Below are 16,879 nucleotides of genomic sequence, written 5' to 3' on the forward strand. Positions count from 1 at the left end.
CCGTAAGACCTGCTACTTCATCGTCAGGAACCGCTGCACCAGCGAGGCCAGCAGCACCGCCAGCAGGGGCAGCGAGAACCAGAAACTGCTCTGCAGCCACCGCAGTTGACGCACGCTCGGCCGCACCGCGACCCGGACGATCTCGCGGGCCGTCAGCATCAGGATCAGCGCGAGGGCGGCGAGCGCGCCCACCACCGACCACGGGGTCCAGGTGATCTGCGGTCCGATCGGCCCGGGGTCGGGCTTGGGGACCGCGCCGGCCGGCTGCTTGCGCAGCGCGTACATGGTCACGTCGTCGTTGACGAGGACCTTCTTCAACTCCTGGCGGTTGTCCAGGTTCTGGATGAGCCGGGACTCCCAGGTCGCCGAGTAGCCCGCGTCCAGCTGGAGCGAGACGACCTGGCTCTTGTTGAGCATCAGATACGAGTTCGGGCCCGCGTCCTTGAGCGCCTTGACGAGGCCGGACACCAGCACCGGGTCCGAAGGGGCCAGCGTGGGAACGTAGTTGACCCGCTCCATGTCCTTCGCGCCCCACGGCATCGCCGGAGTCACGTCGTTGACCGTGTCGTTGCTCAGCCACAGCAGCCGTACGGTCGGCTTGTCGTGGGCGTACACGTAGTTCATGGCGGCGACCTCGCCGGGCCGCACCCGCTCGAAGCCCTCGTTGCCCCAACGGGCCACCAGGAAGCCGCCCATGAGCACCAGGCCCGCGACCAGCGCGGCCAGCGGGGCGAGGCTCATGCGGTCCTTCTCGCGCTCCTTGGCGGTGACGCCGGTGCGCGGGAAGAGGGCGAGGCCCGCGAGCAGGGCCGCGCCCGGCACCGCGAACATGAAGACGCGCAGCGCCATTTCGCCGCCGTAGGACTGCATGCCGAAGCCCAGGAACGGGACGAAGGTGAGGACGAGGAGGGAGCGTTCGCGGTACTTGTGGTCGCGGCGGCGCCACCAGCCCCAGCAGGCGAAGGCCATGACGCCGCCGGCCAGCAGGACGCGGGTGTAGAGGACCAGCTTGTGGGTCGAACTGCCGCCTTGGATACGGCCGGAGACGGACGTCGAGACGTTGCTGCCGACGCCGCCGACCCCGCCGAAGAGGTCGTTGAAGTGCCCGGACCAGTACGGCTCGGCCATGAAGCCGATCCATACCGCGACCAGCACCGCGAACAGGATGGGCAGGCCGCGCAGTTCGGAGCGGCCGATCAGGACGAGGACCGTGAGGACGCCCAGCATCACGAACGGGGTGAGCTGGTGGGCCGGGACGCTCGCCGCGAACAGGCCGATCAACACCAGGAGCAGGACGGCCTGTTGGCGCCGGTCGGTGGGTTCGACCTCGGCCTCGCCGGGGCGCATCTTCGTCCACAGGACCCCGGGCGCCCGGAACCAGACCAGGAGGATCGCCACGAAGGCCAGATAGAGCAGGAAGGTGAAGCCCTGCGGGGAGAAGTAGTCCTGGCCGACCCAGCCGCTGAGCACGAAGATCCAGACGCCGGTCCACTTCGCCCGCCAGCTCGCCCGCAGCGAGCGGACCAGGAGGAACAGCGGGGCCAGATAGGCGAGTTGGATGGCGGTGGGCCACCAGCGGATGACCTCGGTCCAGTCGGTGATCCCGCACGCCCTGCCGATGAACGCCGCCGCGGCGAAGAAGCCCGGCCAGCTCCAGCGGGCGTCGAGGTCGGGTACGGCGGACCCGGTGCGGTCGATGTAGTCGATGAACCCGAGGTGCTGCCAGGCCGTCGGGAAGCGCGGCTCGGGCTCGATCACCGCGGGCAGCGCGTGCAGCGAGACCACGGTCGCGAGCAGCGTGATCAGCAGCAGCACCTTGTGCTCGCGGCCCAGCCACAGCAGCGCGGCGAAGACCGTGACCAGCAGCGCGGCCCCGGCCAGCGTGGGCAGCGGCAGTACCGAGATCAGGCCGAGCCCGCCCATGCGGTCGAGGTCGGACTCGCCGAGCCGCAGCGCGGGCACCCAGTACAGGAGCAGCGCGGCGACCAGCAGACAGCCGATGACGACACCGGGTCGGGTGGGCACCAGGCGCTCGCGCAGGGACAACGGCCGTGCGGGCGGCGGCACTTCGGCTTCCCGGGACTCCGTCTCCCGTGCTTCCGCCGCCACCAGTGCCGCCTCCGATACGACCAGCCGGTCGGAGCCGTTGGCGGGTTCGAAGGGGGCGTCCACCTCGGGTTCCGCGACCGGGCTCACCGAGGACTCCGAGCCGGGTTCGCGTTCCTCCACCGGCAGTCCCACGACCTCGGACCGCTTGATGCCGAGCGCCCAGGTCGGCCGCTGCTCGCCGGACACGATGGGCGTGCCGGCGGGCGGGGTGCCGGGACCCGGGCGTACGTCGGGCCGGCGTTCCAGGTGGTCGAAGTCCACGTGGATGCCGAGCGCGAGGGTGTCGGAGTCGAGCGCCCAGGCCGGGCCGCGACGGCGCGTGGCGGCCGGGACCTCGCGGGCCCCCAGGTCGGCGAGGTCGCCGTCCGGTGCCGCGTCCGCGGGCAGTTCCACGGGCGCGGCCCTGAGCGTCCTGAAGAGTTTGGGCGCGGCGATCGTCACGATCACCGCGAGGCTGGAGATCTCGGCGACGCCCGCGCCGGTCAGGCCCATGCGGGGGAGCAGCAGCAGCGTCAGACCGAGCACCAGGACGCACAACAGGCCCTGCAGCCAGGCGAGTCCACTGGTCCGGCTCTGCGCGCGCAGCACCGCGAAGTACGTCTCCATGACGACCCGCAGCAGCGCGCCCACCGCGAACCAGCGCAGCAGCGGGGTCGCCGCGTCCGCGTACCCCGCGCCGAACACGCCCAGGATGTACGGCGCCCCGATGAACAGCAGCCCGCAGATCGGCAGCATGATGCGGGCCATGCGCTTGAGCGCGGCCCGGGTGTTGGCGGCGATGCGCGCCGGGTCGTGGGAGCCCTCGACGGTCAGCGAGGCGCCCATGTTGATGGCGAGCAGGTTGACCGTGCCGCCTATCGTCGTGGTGATGTAGAAGTACGCGTTGTCCTCGGAGCTGACCTGCGAGGCGATGATCACCGGCACGAGATAGACCACGGCGAGCGAGAACAGCGAGCCGGTGTAGTCCCCGGCGAGGAAGCGTCCGATCTCCCGCAGCGTCGGCGGCTTCGCGTGCTCCTCGGTCGCCTTGATGTGCCGGGGCACCAGCCGCCGGAACACCAGCCAGCCGAGCGGCACCACGGAGAACGCGATCGCGGCGACCCACGACACGAAGACACCGCTCATGGTGAAGATCGACGCGAGCCCGACCAGCAGCCCCAGCTTCACCGCCGAGAACACGGTGTTGCCCACCGGCACCCAGGGCGCGCTGCGCAGCCCGGTCAGCACGCCGTCCTGGAGCGTGAGCAGGTTCCAGGCGACGACGGCGACGACGAAGCCGAGCGCGGGGAGCGGCCCGTGCAGGAAGCGGTACGAGGGTCCCCAGTCGCTCAGGGTCAGCAGGAAGATCCCGGCGCCGAGCGCGACGACCAGCGAACTGCCCGCGTACGTACGGAAGATGAGGCGTCCGGTGGCGCGTCCGGCGACCGGGATGAAGCGGGCCAGGGCGCCCGTCAGGGTCACCGCGGTGAGTCCGGCGAGCAGCTTCATCGCGGCGATCGCCGCCGAACCCTGTCCGACGGCGGAGGCCGAGTAGTAGTGGGCCGCGATCAACCAGTAGCCCAGGCCGAGCACCGCGGAGATCCCGGTGTTCAGCATCAGGGCGTAGGCGTTGCGGAACAGCGGGCTGCCGCCGGGGGACTTGCGCCTCCCCGGCAGGCGCAGACGGCGCCCCGACTGCGGGGGCGCTTGGGTCTCGGGCACTGCGTCCTGGGTGGTGGTCGTCGTGTCAGACACGGGAACGGCTGGCCTTCCGGCGGACCTGTCGGGCTCTGCGGACCATGGCGTACCCCTGCGTGAGGGCCCGGTCCCTGGCGAAGTTGCGGGCGATCGCACGGCCCTCGACGAGCCGCTCGAACTCCTCGACACCCGTACTGCGGCGCACAGTCACCCGTCGCAGGGCGTACGGCCCCTGGCGGCGGCGGGCGAGGTCGTTGCCGACGGCGAGCGCCTGCGCGAACCCCGTCTCCCGTACCGCGACGCGCACCCGGCGGCTGGAGTAGCCGTACGGATAGGCGAACGAGACGGGTACCGTGCCGAGTTCGTCGGCGACGATCTCCTTGCAGCGGACCAGCTCCGCGCGCAGGGTCTCGTCGTCGAGCTGGTCGAGCTGCGGGTGGGTGTGGCTGTGGCCGCCGATCTCGACGTCGGCGTCGGCGAGTCGGCGCACCTGGTCCCAGTCGAGCATGGTGTCGAGGCCGCCCCCGGTGTCGTACGAGCCCCGGATCCAGCCGGTGGAGACGAACAGGGTGGACGCGAAGCCGTGTTGGGCGAGTGCGGGCAGCGCGTGGCGGTGCACGCCCTCGTAGCCGTCGTCGAAGGTGATCAGGACCGGGCGCTCCGGCAGTGGTTTGCCCGAACGCCAACTGGCCGCCAGATCGGCGGTGTTGATCGGCGTGAAGTGCAAGTCGCCGAGCAGGGCCATCTGTTCGGCGAACGCCTCCGGCGCGACGGACAGGGCGCGGGTGGCGTCGTTCGGGGCGGCGGCGATCGAGTGGTACATGAGGATCGGCACCGGTGTGTCACTCATGGGTGTCCCCCCGCTCGATCCCGGCCACCTCGAACGTGGCCCCGCCCCGTCGTGCCCGCACGCTCCCGACGACATACCCGCCCGCCGCCGTGAACACCCCGGCGACGATCGCGCCCGCCCGGCCCGCGCCGCCCGGCCGGGCGAACACGAAGTCCCGCAGGCCGCGCGCCACCCCGGCTGGCAGGACCCGGGTCGTGTAGCGGCGCTCCGACTCAAGTCCCTTGCCGGCGCCGACACTTCGGGCCACCAGCGCCTTGGACAGGCCCTCGGCGTAGGCGCGGGTACGGAAGTACCCGAAGTGCTCGCGCGCCTCGGGCACCCGGTGGTGGATCACCGCCCGGTCGTCGATCAGCAGCACCGCGTCCGGTCTGGCCCGCGTGAGCCGGATGCACAACTCCGTCTCCTCGCAGCCCAGCGGACGCTTGTCGCCGTCCCGCCCGATGCCGGTCGCGAAACCCCCCGCCGCGTCGAACGCCGTACGCCGGAACGAGGCGTTGCCGCCGAGGACGTTGCGCACCCGGACCAGGCCCGGCGGCAGGCCCTTGTACGTGCAGCCCACCACCCAGTCGAACTCCTCGGGGAACCAGGCCGGTCGGCGGCCCGACGCCCAGATCGGCATCGTACGGCCGCCTACGGCCATCACCTTCGGGTCGGCGTACGCCTCGGCGAAGTGCCGCAGCCACTCCCGCTCGGCCACGGCGTCGTCGTCGAGGAAGGCGACGACCTCGCCGCGCGAGACGGCGATGCCGGTGTTGCGGCCCGCGGACAGCCCGCGCGGGCCCGCGTTCGCCAGCACGCGGACCTCGCCGCTCTCCTCGAAGTCCTTGTACTCCCTGGTGAGTCGGTCCAGGAGAGCCGGGTTGTGGTCGACGACCAGCAACGTCTCCAGCGCGGGCCGTGACTGCGCCCGCACCGAGGAGACCGCCGCGAGGATGTCCTCCCAGCGGTCCTCGGTGTAGACGCAGATCACGACAGAGATGTCGGGACTGCTCAAGACACCTCTCCCCGGACCGAGTCGATCACCCTCGCGTGCGAACGGCTGCGCAGCGCACGCCGGTTGGAGCGCTCCTTGAGGATCACCTTGAGCACCCGGATCCCGTCCCGCACGGCGCGCAGATTGCTCGTGCCGTGGATACGGAGGTACTCGTGGCTGGGGATCTCCTGCACCTTGAGGCCGGCCTTGACCACCCGGATGTTGATGAGGGTCTCGATCTCGAAGCCGGTGCAGTCGAGGTCGATCTTGTCGAGGCAGTGCCGCCAGAATGCGTTGTATCCGTAGCAGAGATCGGTGTAGCGGGCGCCGAACTTGCGGTTGACGATCGTGCACAGCGCCCAGTTGCCGAGCTTGCGGATGAACGTCATGTCGTCCGTGCCGCCGCCGTTGGCGAAGCGGGAGCCCTTGGCGAAGTCCGCGCCCGAGACGAGGGCGGAGACATAGCTGACGATCTCGTGGCCGTCGGCCGAGCCGTCCGCGTCGACCATCACGATGATGTCGCCGCTGCACGCCTCGAACCCGGTGATCAGGGCATCCCCCTTGCCCTTTCCCTGCTGTTCGACGACCTTCACCCCGGGCCACAGTTCGCGGGCCACTTCCACGGTGTTGTCGGTGGAATTGCCGTCCACAAGAACCACTTCGTGTATCCACGCGGGCAGTGTCTTGAAGACGTAGGGGAGATTCTCCGCCTCATTCATGGCGGGAATCACCACGCTCACCGGCGGTGTGATCGCCAGGTGAGAGGAGATCGGCCGGTATTTGGCCGACATTAATGGATCTTGGCCCGATGTCGCTGGGCGCAGAACAGAACTCACGAGTCTGGTCCCTCTCGTCCGGCGGACCGCCCGCCCCTGGGCGGCCCGGCTCTGTGCTCCGGTTCGAAAGGGGGGTTCTCACAGGCGCCACGGACAAATGGATCTCCGTGCGCGCGTGGTGAGCTGGCAAAGCTGGTCGACCCCCGAAAGGCGTGAAAGCCGGCCGCGCGGCACGACTCGGTCACACGTACGGTCACCGAGCACGGCACCCCCCTACCGCGCCCCGCGCCGGTTCATCGCGGTCCTTGAGCCCTCCCCTAGAGCCGCTCGATGATGGACCAGTGCGGGTGAGATTACGACGGTATTGATGATTGAACCCGTATGGCAAGGCCTGAAACGGGGCCTCACGTTTTTGTTGGTTTGACCGTTACACTCCTTTGTCAGCCGTTGTACGGCGGCGCATATGCCGCACGAATACCGATAGTGCTGTCAGGCCACTGATCACCGCCACCGCGACGATTCCCCCGTCGATCGACCACCGGTGCACGGCCAGCATTCCCTGGGCGACCAGCATGTCGACGACCACCGCGCCCGCGACCGACGCGAGAACACGGCCGTAGGGATCAAGTCCGCGCAGCGCCGCCGCAATTGCCGAGGCCGGCGCGGAGAAAAGGAAGAACAGCGCGAACGGTCCGCGCAGCGGTGATCCGGAGCCGGTGAGCGCGAGAAACGCGCCGACCACCCCGATGGTCACGGCCGCACCGGCGAAAAGCGCCGACAGGTCCCTCCCCGGTCCTGGTCGCGCCCGCTCGGTGTCGGCGGTGGATGTTCTCTTGATACCTAAGGTCTGCATTGGCGACTTTGCCCCCCAGCGCGCCGGATGCCGGGTTTCAATGTGGCGCAGCCCGACGGGGCACGTCAAGGTGCGGAAGGCGCTTGCACCGGTTCTCGTGCATCTCCGAATAGATGTTCCCCGGAGGCGCCTGCTGCCTCCGGGGAACACTGATGCGGCTGGGGCGGTCGGGCCTTACGGCACGATCTTCAGCAGCTTGTTCGGCGAACCGGTGCCCGCGCTGGTCACGACATTCGAGGTGGCGCCGTTCACCAGGGCCGTGGCGACCTGGGCCGGAGTGGACGAGGTGTGGCCCGCGAGATAGACGGCGGCTGCGCCCGCCACGTGCGGGGTCGCCATCGAGGTGCCGGACAGGGTCGCGGTGGCGGTGTCACTCGTGTTGTAGCCCGCCAGGATCGACGAGCCGGGCGCGAAGATGTCCAGCACCGAACCGTAGTTGGAGTAACTGGCCTTGGCGTCCGTGCTGGTGGTCGCGCCGACCGTGATCGCGGTGGCGACCCGGGCGGGCGAGTACGAGGAGGCGTTGGCGCTGCTGTTGCCCGCCGCGATGGCGTAAGTCACGCCGCTGGATATGGAGTTGGCGACCGCGGTGTCGAGCGTGGTCGAAGCGCCGCCGCCGAGCGACATGTTGGCGACCGCCGGCGTGGTGTGGTTCGAGGTCACCCAGTCGATGCCCGCGATCACACCGGCCGTCGTACCCGAGCCGCTGTTGTCGAGCACCCGGACCGCCACGATGTTCGCCTTCTTGGCGACGCCGTACGTCGAGCCCGCGATGGTCGTGGCCACATGGGTGCCGTGGCCGTTGCCGTCGGAGGCGGTGGTGTCGCCGTCGACCGCGTCGTAGCCGTAGGAGGCACGGCCGCTGATCTGGGTGTGGGTGATCCGCACGCCGGTGTCGATGACGTACACGGTCACCCCGCTGCCCGCGCTGTCCGGGTAGGTGTACGTCCCCGAGAGCGGCAGCGCGGCCTGGTCGATGCGGTCCAGGCCCCAGGGCGCGCTGGACTGCGTGGTGTCGGTCAGGTGGACGCGCTGGTTCTGCTCCACCGCGGCGACGGCCGGGTCGGCGGCGAGTCTCGCGGCCTCGGTCGCGGAGAGGCTGGCCGTGTAGCCGTTCAGTACGGTGCCGAACGTCTTCGTGACCGTGCCGCCGTACTCCTTGACCAGGCCCTTGCCCGCGGCCGAGGACGCCTTGAGGCCGGCGCTCTTCTTGAGGGTGACGATGTAGCTGCCGTCGACGGCTGTGGGGGAGCCGGCGGCCAGGACGGTGCCCGTGGCCGGGGCGGCCTGGGCGGGGAGTGCGGTGAGCCCGCCGACGAGGGCGGCGGTGGCGGCGCCGGTCATCGCGGCGAGCCGGAGCTTCTTGCTACGCAGGAGTGCCATTACGAGGGAGTCCTCCTCCAGGCGGCGCGCGCCCGGGTCGGCGCGCGACTGTGTGGGGGTGCGCACGCCGTCGCGCGCACAACCATGGAGCGTTGCGTTCCGCACCAAGGCTGAGTAAAGCGTGGGTCATGTACCGGTGTGGTTCAAGGGAGTTGACGGCCTGTCACAGAGCTGTCATGAACACGCAATCAATGACCCCGGCGGCCTCTTCATTGGCATGGACACTTCCCGGCAATGCGCCTGGTTGGTACGACAGTTGTGGCAGAGATCCTGCTAAGGGAGGTTCCATGAGACGTTCCCGATTTACGGCATACGTGACCTCGCTCCTCCTCGCCGCCGGACTCGCCCTCACCGGGGCGATGACGGCGCAGGCGTCCCAACTCGCCGCCACCGGCGGCTATGTGGCCCTCGGCGACTCCTACTCCTCGGGCGTCGGCGCGGGCAGCTACCTCAGCTCAAGCGGCTCCTGCGATCGCAGCACCAAGGCCTACCCCTACCTCTGGGCGGCCGCCCACTCACCCTCGACGTTCGACTTCACCGCTTGCTCCGGCGCCCGAACGGGTGATGTTCTGGCGAGTCAACTCGGCCCGCTCACCTCGGCCACGTCCCTCGTCTCGATCTCCATCGGAGGCAATGACGCCGGCTTCGCCGACGTCATGACGACCTGTGTCCTGCAGTCCGACAGCTCCTGCCTGACCCGGATCGCCACCGCGAAGGCGTACGTCGACTCGACGCTCCCCGCCCAACTCGACAAGGTCTACTCGGCGATCAGCGCCAAGGCCCCCGCCGCGCACGTGGTCGTGCTCGGCTACCCGCGCTTCTACAAGCTCGGCACCACCTGCCTCGGCCTCTCCGCGACCAAGCGCAGCGCCATCAACGGCGCGGCCGACTACCTCGACGCCGCCCTCGCCAAGCGCGCCGCCGACCACGGCTTCACCTTCGGCGACGTACGCACCACGTTCACCGGCCACGAGATCTGCTCAGGCAGCTCCTGGCTGCACAGCCTCAACCTGCTGAGCATCACCGAGTCGTACCACCCGACCGCGGCCGGCCAGTCCGGCGGCTACCTGCCCGTGTTCACCAGTGCCGCCTGACGGCTCACCCGTCAGAAGGTGACGCGGAGTCCGACGCGGAGGCCCCGTCCGACGGGGTCTCCGTCAGGCAAGTCACCGAGAACGGAACGGAGTTGGACGTCGTCTTCACGGGCGTGCGGACCTCGACACTGATCTCGTTCCTGAACGTCCCGCTGTTCGAGTACGTCGTCAGGAACACCCGGTCCTGCTTGGTCTTCCCGCCGCCCGCCGGGAACGAGAGCGTCTTCCAGCCGGGGTCCGAGACCGAACCGCTCTTCAGCACCCACCGGTAGGACACCTCCGCGGGCAGCTTCCCCACCGTGAAACTCGCCGTGAAGGTCGGCGCGTTCGTGTTCGACGGCGGACAGCTCCCGGAGTAGTCGGTGTTGGCGCCCGCCACGGACACCTGCACCGACTGCGGCGCCGACGAGGACTTGCTCGCGCTCGGACTCGGCGTCTCGCTGGCGGCCGTGGTCTCGCTGCTCGCGCTGGGCGAAGTCCCGTCCGAGGGCTGGCTCTTGGGGGTGCTGGTGCCCTTGCCCGCGTTGGCGTCGTTCCCGTTGTCCCGGTTCAGCAGCGCGTACGTCAGTCCACCGATCGCCAGGGCCAGCGCGATCACACCCGCGACGATCACGACGGCCGCCCGCCGGTTGCCGTGCGGTTCGTCCGCCGCCGTCGGCGTCGAGTAGGAGGTGGGCGGCGGCCCGAAGCCCTGCGGGGGTGTCCGTGAGTCCTGCTGCCCGTAGGCGTCCTGCGGGGAGCCCGCCATCGTCGGCGTGTACGGCGTCGTGGGCGCGGTGGCCGCGCGAGGAGTACCGCCCGCCGCGACCAACCGCAGGTCCCGCTCCGCCTGTTCGGCCGTCAGCCGCTCGGCCGGATCCTTGCGCAGCAGCCCTTCGATCACCGGGGTGAGCGGTCCCGCCCGGTGCGGCGTCGGCAACTCCTCGTCGACGATCGCGCGCAGCGTGCTCAGCGGGGTGTTCTGGCGGAACGGCGAACTGCCCTCGACCGCCGCGTACAACAGCACACCCAGCGCCCACAGATCGGACTCGGGCCCGGGCGTACGGCCCAACGCCCGCTCCGGAGCGAGGAATTCGGGCGAACCGATGACCTCACCGGTCATGGTGAGCGCCGAACTGCCCTCGACCATCGCGATACCGAAGTCCGTCAGCACCACCCGGCCGTCGTTCGACATCAGCACATTGGCCGGTTTCACATCGCGGTGCAGCACCCCGGCGTCGTGCGCGGCCCGCAGCGCGGCGAGCACCTCGGCACCGATGTGCGCGGCCCGCTGCGGTGTCAACGGGCCCTCGGCGTCCAGGAGATCGGCCAGGGACACGCCCCGCACCAGCTCCATGACGATCCAGGGGCGGCCGTCCTCCATTGCCACGTCGTACACCGTCACCACATTGCGGTTGGCGACCCGGGCCGCCGCCCACGCCTCGCGCTCCAGCCGGGCGTACATCCGCTCCACGTCACCGGAGGCCAGTCCGGCCGGCGCGCGCACCTCCTTGACGGCGACCTCGCGCTGCAACACCTCGTCGCGGGCCCGCCACACCGTTCCCATACCGCCCTCACCGAGGGGGGACAGGAGCCGGTAGCGGCCCGCGATCACACGTTCAGTGCCCGGTTCTTCGGGCATGGGCGCTCCCCATTCGCATCCGGGCCAATCCTCCACAAACGTAGCTCAGCCGAGTGCGGATGCCGCCCCCTTGAGCACCAAACCCACCCCAAGGGCCACGACGACGAACGCCGATGCCAACGGCAGGGTCCGGCGGACCAGGACTGCCATGGGGCTGGTGGTCCAGCGGGGGCGCCGGTCCAGCACCCGGTTCATCCCTGTACCCAGCTTGACGACCGCGAATCCGGCGGCCGTGAGGGTGAGGGCGAGCCCGACGCCGTACGCGACGACCAGCAGCAGCCCGAACCAGGCCTGGCCGAGCGCCGCGGCCCCCACGAGGACGACCACGGCGGACGGGCTCGGCACCAGCCCGCCGGCGAAGCCGAGCAGGATCGTGCCGCGCAGGGTGGGAGCGGTGGAATGGGTGTGCGTGAAGCCGCCGTGCGTGTGTTCCACGGCGTGGTCGTGGTCGTGCGTGTGGCCGTGGTCGTGCTCATGGGGGTGGGGGTGTTCGTGGCCGTGATCGTGACCGTGGGAATGGTCGTCGTCGTGGCTGTGGGGGTGCGGGTGGGCCTCGGTGAGCGTGTGCGTGGCACCGGCTTCGGTGTGCGCGGACGCGAGGACCAGCGAGCGCTGGGGGGACTTGGCGGTCTCGTGACTGTGATCGTGACCGTGGGGATGGGGGTGCGGGTGCTCGTGTGAAGTGGCCTGTGGGCGTGGGCGGTTGCGCCAGGCGCGGCGGAGGAGGTTGCCGCCCGCGAAGAGGACCAGGACGCCGCTCGCGATGCCCAGCCAGGCGATCACCGAGGGCGTCGCTGCCGATCCGGCCGTGACCAGCAGGCCCAGGGCGATCACGCCGAGGGTGTGGGTGACCGTGACCGAGGCGGCGAGCGGGAGCACGTCCTTGAGACGGGCGCGACCGCCCCGGGCCGCCGCCGTGGCCGCCATCAGCGTCTTGCCGTGACCGGGGGCGAGCGCGTGCATCGCGCCCAGGGCGATCGCGATGAGCAGGGACAGGGCCGCGAAGCCGACACTGAGGTGGTGGCGGGCGACCATGTTGGTCAAGGCCTCCGTCCAACGGTCCACGCCGCGCGGCAGGATGTTGGACGCGGTCGAGTCCGCCTGCGACTGGTCGTCGTCGGTGAGGGCCGGGCCGCCGGGACGCGCGCGCAGCGACGCCTTCGTGATGTCGGCCGGTGAGGAGAGCAAGTCCTTGGGATAGCTGGTCAGTTCGTGCGAAACCGACTTCTTCGGTACGTCCGTGCCGGTGAGCGTCATCCGGTCGGCGCGCGCGGTGATCTCCCGCCAGCCGGGCCCGGTGGTCAGGCCCGCGCTGTGGAAGCCCAGGGCGACCGTGCTGCCCTTGGGGAGCGGCGCCGTCGAACTGCACTCCAGCCGCAGGGTGTTGAGCCCTGCCTGCCCGGGCCGCAGCCGTGCGGTGCTGGTGCCGGGCGTGAGCGCGACCGAACGTCCGTCGACGGTGACCTTGCTGCCCTCGGCGGCCTTGTCGCACCGCTCCCGGGCCCACTCGGTCATGCCGAGCCGCTTGATGTCCGGCTTGGCCTGGGTCGCCGGGATCTCCGCGAGGTCCTCGATGTGCGTGACGCGCAGGACGCCCGGGGCGACGACGAGACCGTCGTAGCGGTTGACCGTGAAGTTGCCCAGCGGGTGCGCGCTCGCTGTCGCCGTGGGGACGAGCAGGAGTGCGCCGGCGGCCGTGAGGACCGCCGCGGTGGACGCCAACAGGCGGCGGACGGGCCTCACTTGGTCGCCTCCAGCGCCTTGCGGGCCTTGCTCGCACCCAGCGGCGAGAAGCCCGGGTTGAGCTTCAGGGCCTTGGCGAGGTGGGCGCGGCCGTCCGCCTTGTGGCCGGTCGCGAGCTCGATCATGCCGAGGTGGTAGATGAACGAGGCGTTGTGGTAGCCGGTGGCCGTGGCCTGACGGGCGTACTGAAGAGCCTCTGCGTCGCGGCCGTTGACGTGCAGGGCCCAGGCCAGGGCGTCCGCCGTGTGCACGGTGTGCCGGCGGGCCCACTCGGCGCGGGCGGCCTTCAGGGCCGACTTGATGTCGCCGTGGTCGGCGGCGGCGAGCGCGGTGTCGAGGTCGGCGTTGACGCCGTTGGCGCGGGCCAGGGCGATCCAGGCGTCGACGAGGGCGTACTGGTCGTCGGCCTTCGCCTTGTCGCCCGCGGCGCCCCGGCTCTCGTACAACTCGCCGAGTTCCACGAGGGGTTGGGGCAGCGGGTAGCGGGAGACGACCAGCTCCAGGCCCTTGATGGCGTCGGCGTGGTCACCCAGGGCGGCCTGGGCGCGGGCGCGGCCCTCCAGGGCGGGGAGGTAGTTCTCGTCGGCGGCGAGCGCGCGGCCGTAGTAGTCCAGCGCGGTCTTGTAGTCGCCCTGGTTCCAGGCGAGTTGACCGAGCGTGCCGGCCACGTACGAGATGTCGCCCGGTGAGGTGGCGGCGGCGAGCGCCTGCTCCAGCACGGTGCGGGCCGTCTTGACGTCGCCGCGCAGCTCGTGGACGTAGGCGTAGCGGGTGAACACCGGGACGCCGGGCTTGCGGGCGTCGGCCAGGTCGGCGGCCTTCGACGCCTCGTCGTAGCGGCCGAGTTCGACGAGCGCGTCGATACGGGAGCACAGTGCGCGCTCGCTGTACGGGTTCTCCTTGAGGACCTTGTCCGCGTAGGTGAGGGCCTCCGCGAACTCGTGCCGGGCGGCGGCGAGCGCGGCCCGTCCCTCCAGGGCGTTCTCGTTGTCCGGCGAGATCTTCAGCGACCGCGTGAAGGCGGCCTGCGCCTGCGGGTACCGGGAGGGGTCGCCCTTGGTCCTGGCCTGCTCCACATAGGCCAGTCCGAGCGTCGCCCACCCGTCGAAGTCCTTGGGCTGGCCCCGGAGATGGGCCTGTAGCGCGGCGATGCTCGCGTCCAGGCTCCCGCTGGCCAGCAGGTCCGGCGACACGGCGCTGGAGACGTTCGTGACTCCGGTGGCACCGCTGTCCTTCGCCGCGCCGATCGCGATCGCCCCGGCGGTCATCGCCACGGCCAACAGAGCGGCGCAACCGGCGAGCTGAACGACCCGCCAGCGACGGCCCGCGGCGCCCAACCGGCGTACGGCGGCGACGCGTTCATCGGCGACCACGTCATCCGGGGTGCCGAGGTGGGGGGCGTGATCGTCGTGGTCGTGGTCGTGGTCGTGGTCGTGCGCGTGAGCGTGGTCGTGATCGTGGGAGTGAGGGTGCGGGTGGGGATGGGGGTGGGGGTAGTCGTGCCCAGGCGATGAGGCTGCGGCTTCGGTCGGTCCTGCTATGGGCTCGATCTCGGCCTCGGGCTCGATCTCGGGGTCGGCCTCGGCTTCAGGGGCGGTCGTGGCCTCGGCGCCGGCCCCGACTTTGGAGTCGGCCCCGGCTTCGGAACTGGCCTCGTAGCCTTCGTCGTCGGCCTCGACTTCGGAACTGGCCTTGACCTGCCCGGAGTTGGCCCTGGCGTTGGAACTGGTCGCGTTGCCTTCGGAGTCGGCCTTGGCTTCGGAACTGGCCTTTACCTGCCCGGAGTTGGCCTTGGCGTCGGAACTGGTCGCGTCGCCCTCGGAGTCGGCCTTGGCTTCGGAACTGGGCTTGACCTGCCCGGAGTTGGCCTTGGCTTCGGAACTGGCCTCGGCTTCGCCGGAGTCGGCCTCGGCATCGACTTCGCAACGGACCTCGGCTTCGCCGGAGTCGGCATCGGCATCGGAACTGACCTCGGCTGCCTGGGAGTTGGCCTCGTGCTCAGGGTCGGTCCCGGCCTCGGCGTCGGTCTCGTCCTCCGCCCACACGCGTTCCCACTCGCGTTCCCGCTCCGCCGCCACCGGCGTCTTGCCGGGCTCGCCCTCCGTCGGCTTGTTGTCGTGCTCGCGCGGGGCCATGCCGTTCCTCCATCGCCTGGGGTGGTTCAACTGCCGTATTGCCGAGAGGTGTTGTCACGCAGGGGTGGCGCGGCCCGCACCGTGGGGGAAGAAGCTGTGCGGGCCGCGCCAGTCAGTGGGATTTAGTACGGGCGGTGGGTCATCCGGCGGCGCCACCACGCGACACCCGCGCCGATCAGCAGGACGCCGGCCACACCCGAGGCCGCCGACGCGGTGATCAGCATCATGTTGTTGCTGGAGGACGAGCCGGCCGGCTGGAGCGCGTCGCCCAGCTGGTTCTTGACGTCACTGCCGCTGCTCGTGCCCTTGGCGAGCGGACCGCGCGAACCCGAGGTCGGCTCGGCGACGTAGGGGAAGTACTTCTCGAAGCCCTTGTCGTTCTTGTCGACCGCGTCGCCCAAGTCGTTCTTGGAACCGACGAGTTCACCCTCCATGACCTGGAGCGCCTCGTCGATCACGTCGTCGGTGAGCCGACGCCCGTTCGGGAAGCCCGCGTTGTCGCCGTCCAGCACACCGAGCCGCTTGGGGTGCGCGGTCGGCGGGATCGACGTGTTGAGGCGCAGCATCTCCGACGGCTTGGTGTACGGCTGAAGGGTGTTGAGGTCCTTGACGCCCGTGAGGAACACGCTGACGAGGTCGTTGCGCGGCTCCTTCGGCGCCTTGATCTTGTAGATCGACTCGATCAGCTTCGGCAGTTCCGGGTTGGTCACGTTCTTCAGGAACTGCGCGTCGTCCTTGGGCTCGGACGCGTTGAACTTGTCCTTGTCCTTCTGCGGGTTGACGACCTCGTTGACCAGCGGGTTGCCCAGGCGCGAGACCTGCGTGTAGTAGCCCTTGGCGTTCTTGCGCTGGGTCGTCGAGTAGATGCCGACGGTCGGGTGGTTCTTCGACTGGCGGATCAGGTCGTTGGGCACCTGGAGGGCGATCGTGTTGACGTTGTAGCCCTTGAGCGTGTCGTTGCCGACCTCGCTGAGGTTGCCGCCGTAGAGCAGGTCGAAGACGCGGAGGTCGGCGAAGAACGGGTCGTCGGCCTGACCGGCGAAGGTCGCGCCGCCGTTCGCCGTCTTGTAGATCGCCTGCGAACGCAGCTTGGCGTAGTCGGGCATCGACGCGTCGCCGACGTCCGAGGGCGCCGCCGGGATGTCGTCGGCGATCTTGGTCTTGTAGACCGCCTTGCCCTTCTTGAGCTTGATCAGCTCGACGTCGTAGGACTGCGTGACGTTGAGGTCGGGGTCGGTCAGGCTGGTGACCGCGCCCGTGTTGTACAGGAACGTCTTCTTGTTCTTGATCTGGGTGTTGAAGGTGTAGCGGAAGATGAAGTCGTCCAGCGCGTCACCGTTGTTGTCGACGTGGATGTCGTACTGGGCGTCGTCCGCGAACTGGTAGAAGTTCGGGCCGCCGGCGGGCTCCTCGAACGGTATCCAGTTCGCCACGATCGTCGTGGTGTCCGGCTTGTCCGGGCTGACGAACGCGTACAGGTCCGTGTTGTCGTACTGGGGGGTCCCCGAGATGAGGGGAGCCTCCCGGTGGGAGGAGGCCGAGGCCACTCCCGGTTCCAGCGCGGCCGTGCCCGCGGCAGCGAGCCCCCCGGCGGCCAGTGCGCCACATACGAGGGCCGCAAGCTTCTTGCGTCCCGCACCGCTCCTGGAGATAGGTGTCATGCCG

At 70.0% G+C, this 16,879-nt stretch carries 11 protein-coding genes; 1 reads left to right on the forward strand and 10 read right to left on the reverse strand.

What is annotated here, in order from left to right; all coding sequences use genetic code 11:
* Positions 1–12: 12 nt before the first annotated feature.
* The 6 genes from SSP08S_RS03630 to SSP08S_RS03655 form a co-directional block, all read right to left on the reverse strand.
* On the reverse strand, positions 13–3,843 hold the full coding sequence (locus tag SSP08S_RS03630; protein WP_019066214.1) for a hypothetical protein: 3,831 nt from the start codon (positions 3,841–3,843) through the stop codon (positions 13–15).
* Entirely contained in the window at positions 3,836–4,636 is an 801-nt protein-coding gene (locus tag SSP08S_RS03635; protein ID WP_026178150.1) for a polysaccharide deacetylase family protein, read from the reverse strand. The genes SSP08S_RS03630 and SSP08S_RS03635 overlap by 8 nt, the downstream gene beginning before the upstream one ends.
* The gene (locus SSP08S_RS03640) at positions 4,629–5,630 is read right to left on the reverse strand and encodes a glycosyltransferase family 2 protein (RefSeq protein ID WP_019066216.1); all 1,002 of its coding nucleotides are present in this window, start codon (positions 5,628–5,630) and stop codon (positions 4,629–4,631) included. The genes SSP08S_RS03635 and SSP08S_RS03640 overlap by 8 nt, the downstream gene beginning before the upstream one ends.
* Positions 5,627–6,445 (reverse strand): glycosyltransferase family 2 protein, encoded by an 819-nt coding sequence (locus tag SSP08S_RS03645; protein WP_026178151.1) that lies wholly within the window; start codon positions 6,443–6,445, stop codon positions 5,627–5,629. The genes SSP08S_RS03640 and SSP08S_RS03645 overlap by 4 nt, the downstream gene beginning before the upstream one ends.
* Before the next feature lie 367 nt (positions 6,446–6,812).
* On the reverse strand, positions 6,813–7,139 hold the full coding sequence (locus SSP08S_RS03650) for a hypothetical protein (RefSeq protein WP_019066218.1): 327 nt from the start codon (positions 7,137–7,139) through the stop codon (positions 6,813–6,815).
* Positions 7,140–7,412: 273 nt separating this feature from the next.
* Positions 7,413–8,621, reverse strand: coding sequence for a S8 family peptidase (locus SSP08S_RS03655; protein ID WP_019066219.1), 1,209 nt, complete (start codon positions 8,619–8,621; stop codon positions 7,413–7,415).
* 287 nt (positions 8,622–8,908) lie between these two features.
* On the opposite strand from SSP08S_RS03655, the gene SSP08S_RS03660 reads away from it, so the two are divergent.
* On the forward strand, positions 8,909–9,715 hold the full coding sequence (locus SSP08S_RS03660; RefSeq protein ID WP_026178152.1) for an SGNH/GDSL hydrolase family protein: 807 nt from the start codon (positions 8,909–8,911) through the stop codon (positions 9,713–9,715).
* Between the two features lie 4 nt (positions 9,716–9,719).
* Here SSP08S_RS03660 and SSP08S_RS03665 read toward each other — a convergent pair whose 3' ends face one another.
* The 4 genes from SSP08S_RS03665 to SSP08S_RS03680 form a co-directional block, all read right to left on the reverse strand.
* Complete coding sequence (locus tag SSP08S_RS03665) at positions 9,720–11,336, reverse strand: serine/threonine-protein kinase (RefSeq protein ID WP_019066221.1); 1,617 nt, start codon at positions 11,334–11,336, stop codon at positions 9,720–9,722.
* 45 nt (positions 11,337–11,381) lie between these two features.
* A complete protein-coding gene (locus SSP08S_RS03670) occupies positions 11,382–13,079 on the reverse strand; it encodes an urease accessory protein UreH domain-containing protein (RefSeq protein ID WP_019066222.1) in 1,698 nt (565 codons plus the stop codon).
* The gene (locus SSP08S_RS59005; RefSeq protein WP_019066223.1) at positions 13,076–15,214 is read right to left on the reverse strand and encodes a tetratricopeptide repeat protein; all 2,139 of its coding nucleotides are present in this window, start codon (positions 15,212–15,214) and stop codon (positions 13,076–13,078) included. Before SSP08S_RS59005 ends, SSP08S_RS03670 begins: the two co-directional genes overlap by 4 nt.
* Positions 15,215–15,336: 122 nt before the next feature.
* Complete coding sequence (locus SSP08S_RS03680) at positions 15,337–16,875, reverse strand: DUF4331 domain-containing protein (protein ID WP_026178153.1); 1,539 nt, start codon at positions 16,873–16,875, stop codon at positions 15,337–15,339.
* Between the last annotated feature and the right edge of the window lie 4 nt (positions 16,876–16,879).

This window comes from Streptomyces hokutonensis (assembly GCF_000376565.1).
GTDB lineage: Bacteria > Actinomycetota > Actinomycetes > Streptomycetales > Streptomycetaceae > Streptomyces > Streptomyces hokutonensis.

Coding starts and splice junctions, on each gene's coding strand:
- SSP08S_RS03635 (WP_026178150.1), bottom strand. CDS start 4,636: ATGAGTGACACACCGGTGCCGATCCTCATGTACCACTCGATCGCCGCC.
- SSP08S_RS03655 (WP_019066219.1), bottom strand. CDS start 8,621: ATGGCACTCCTGCGTAGCAAGAAGCTCCGGCTCGCCGCGATGACCGGC.
- SSP08S_RS03660 (WP_026178152.1), top strand. CDS start 8,909: ATGAGACGTTCCCGATTTACGGCATACGTGACCTCGCTCCTCCTCGCC.
- SSP08S_RS03665 (WP_019066221.1), bottom strand. CDS start 11,336: ATGCCCGAAGAACCGGGCACTGAACGTGTGATCGCGGGCCGCTACCGG.
- SSP08S_RS59005 (WP_019066223.1), bottom strand. CDS start 15,214: ATGGCCCCGCGCGAGCACGACAACAAGCCGACGGAGGGCGAGCCCGGC.
- SSP08S_RS03680 (WP_026178153.1), bottom strand. CDS start 16,875: ATGACACCTATCTCCAGGAGCGGTGCGGGACGCAAGAAGCTTGCGGCC.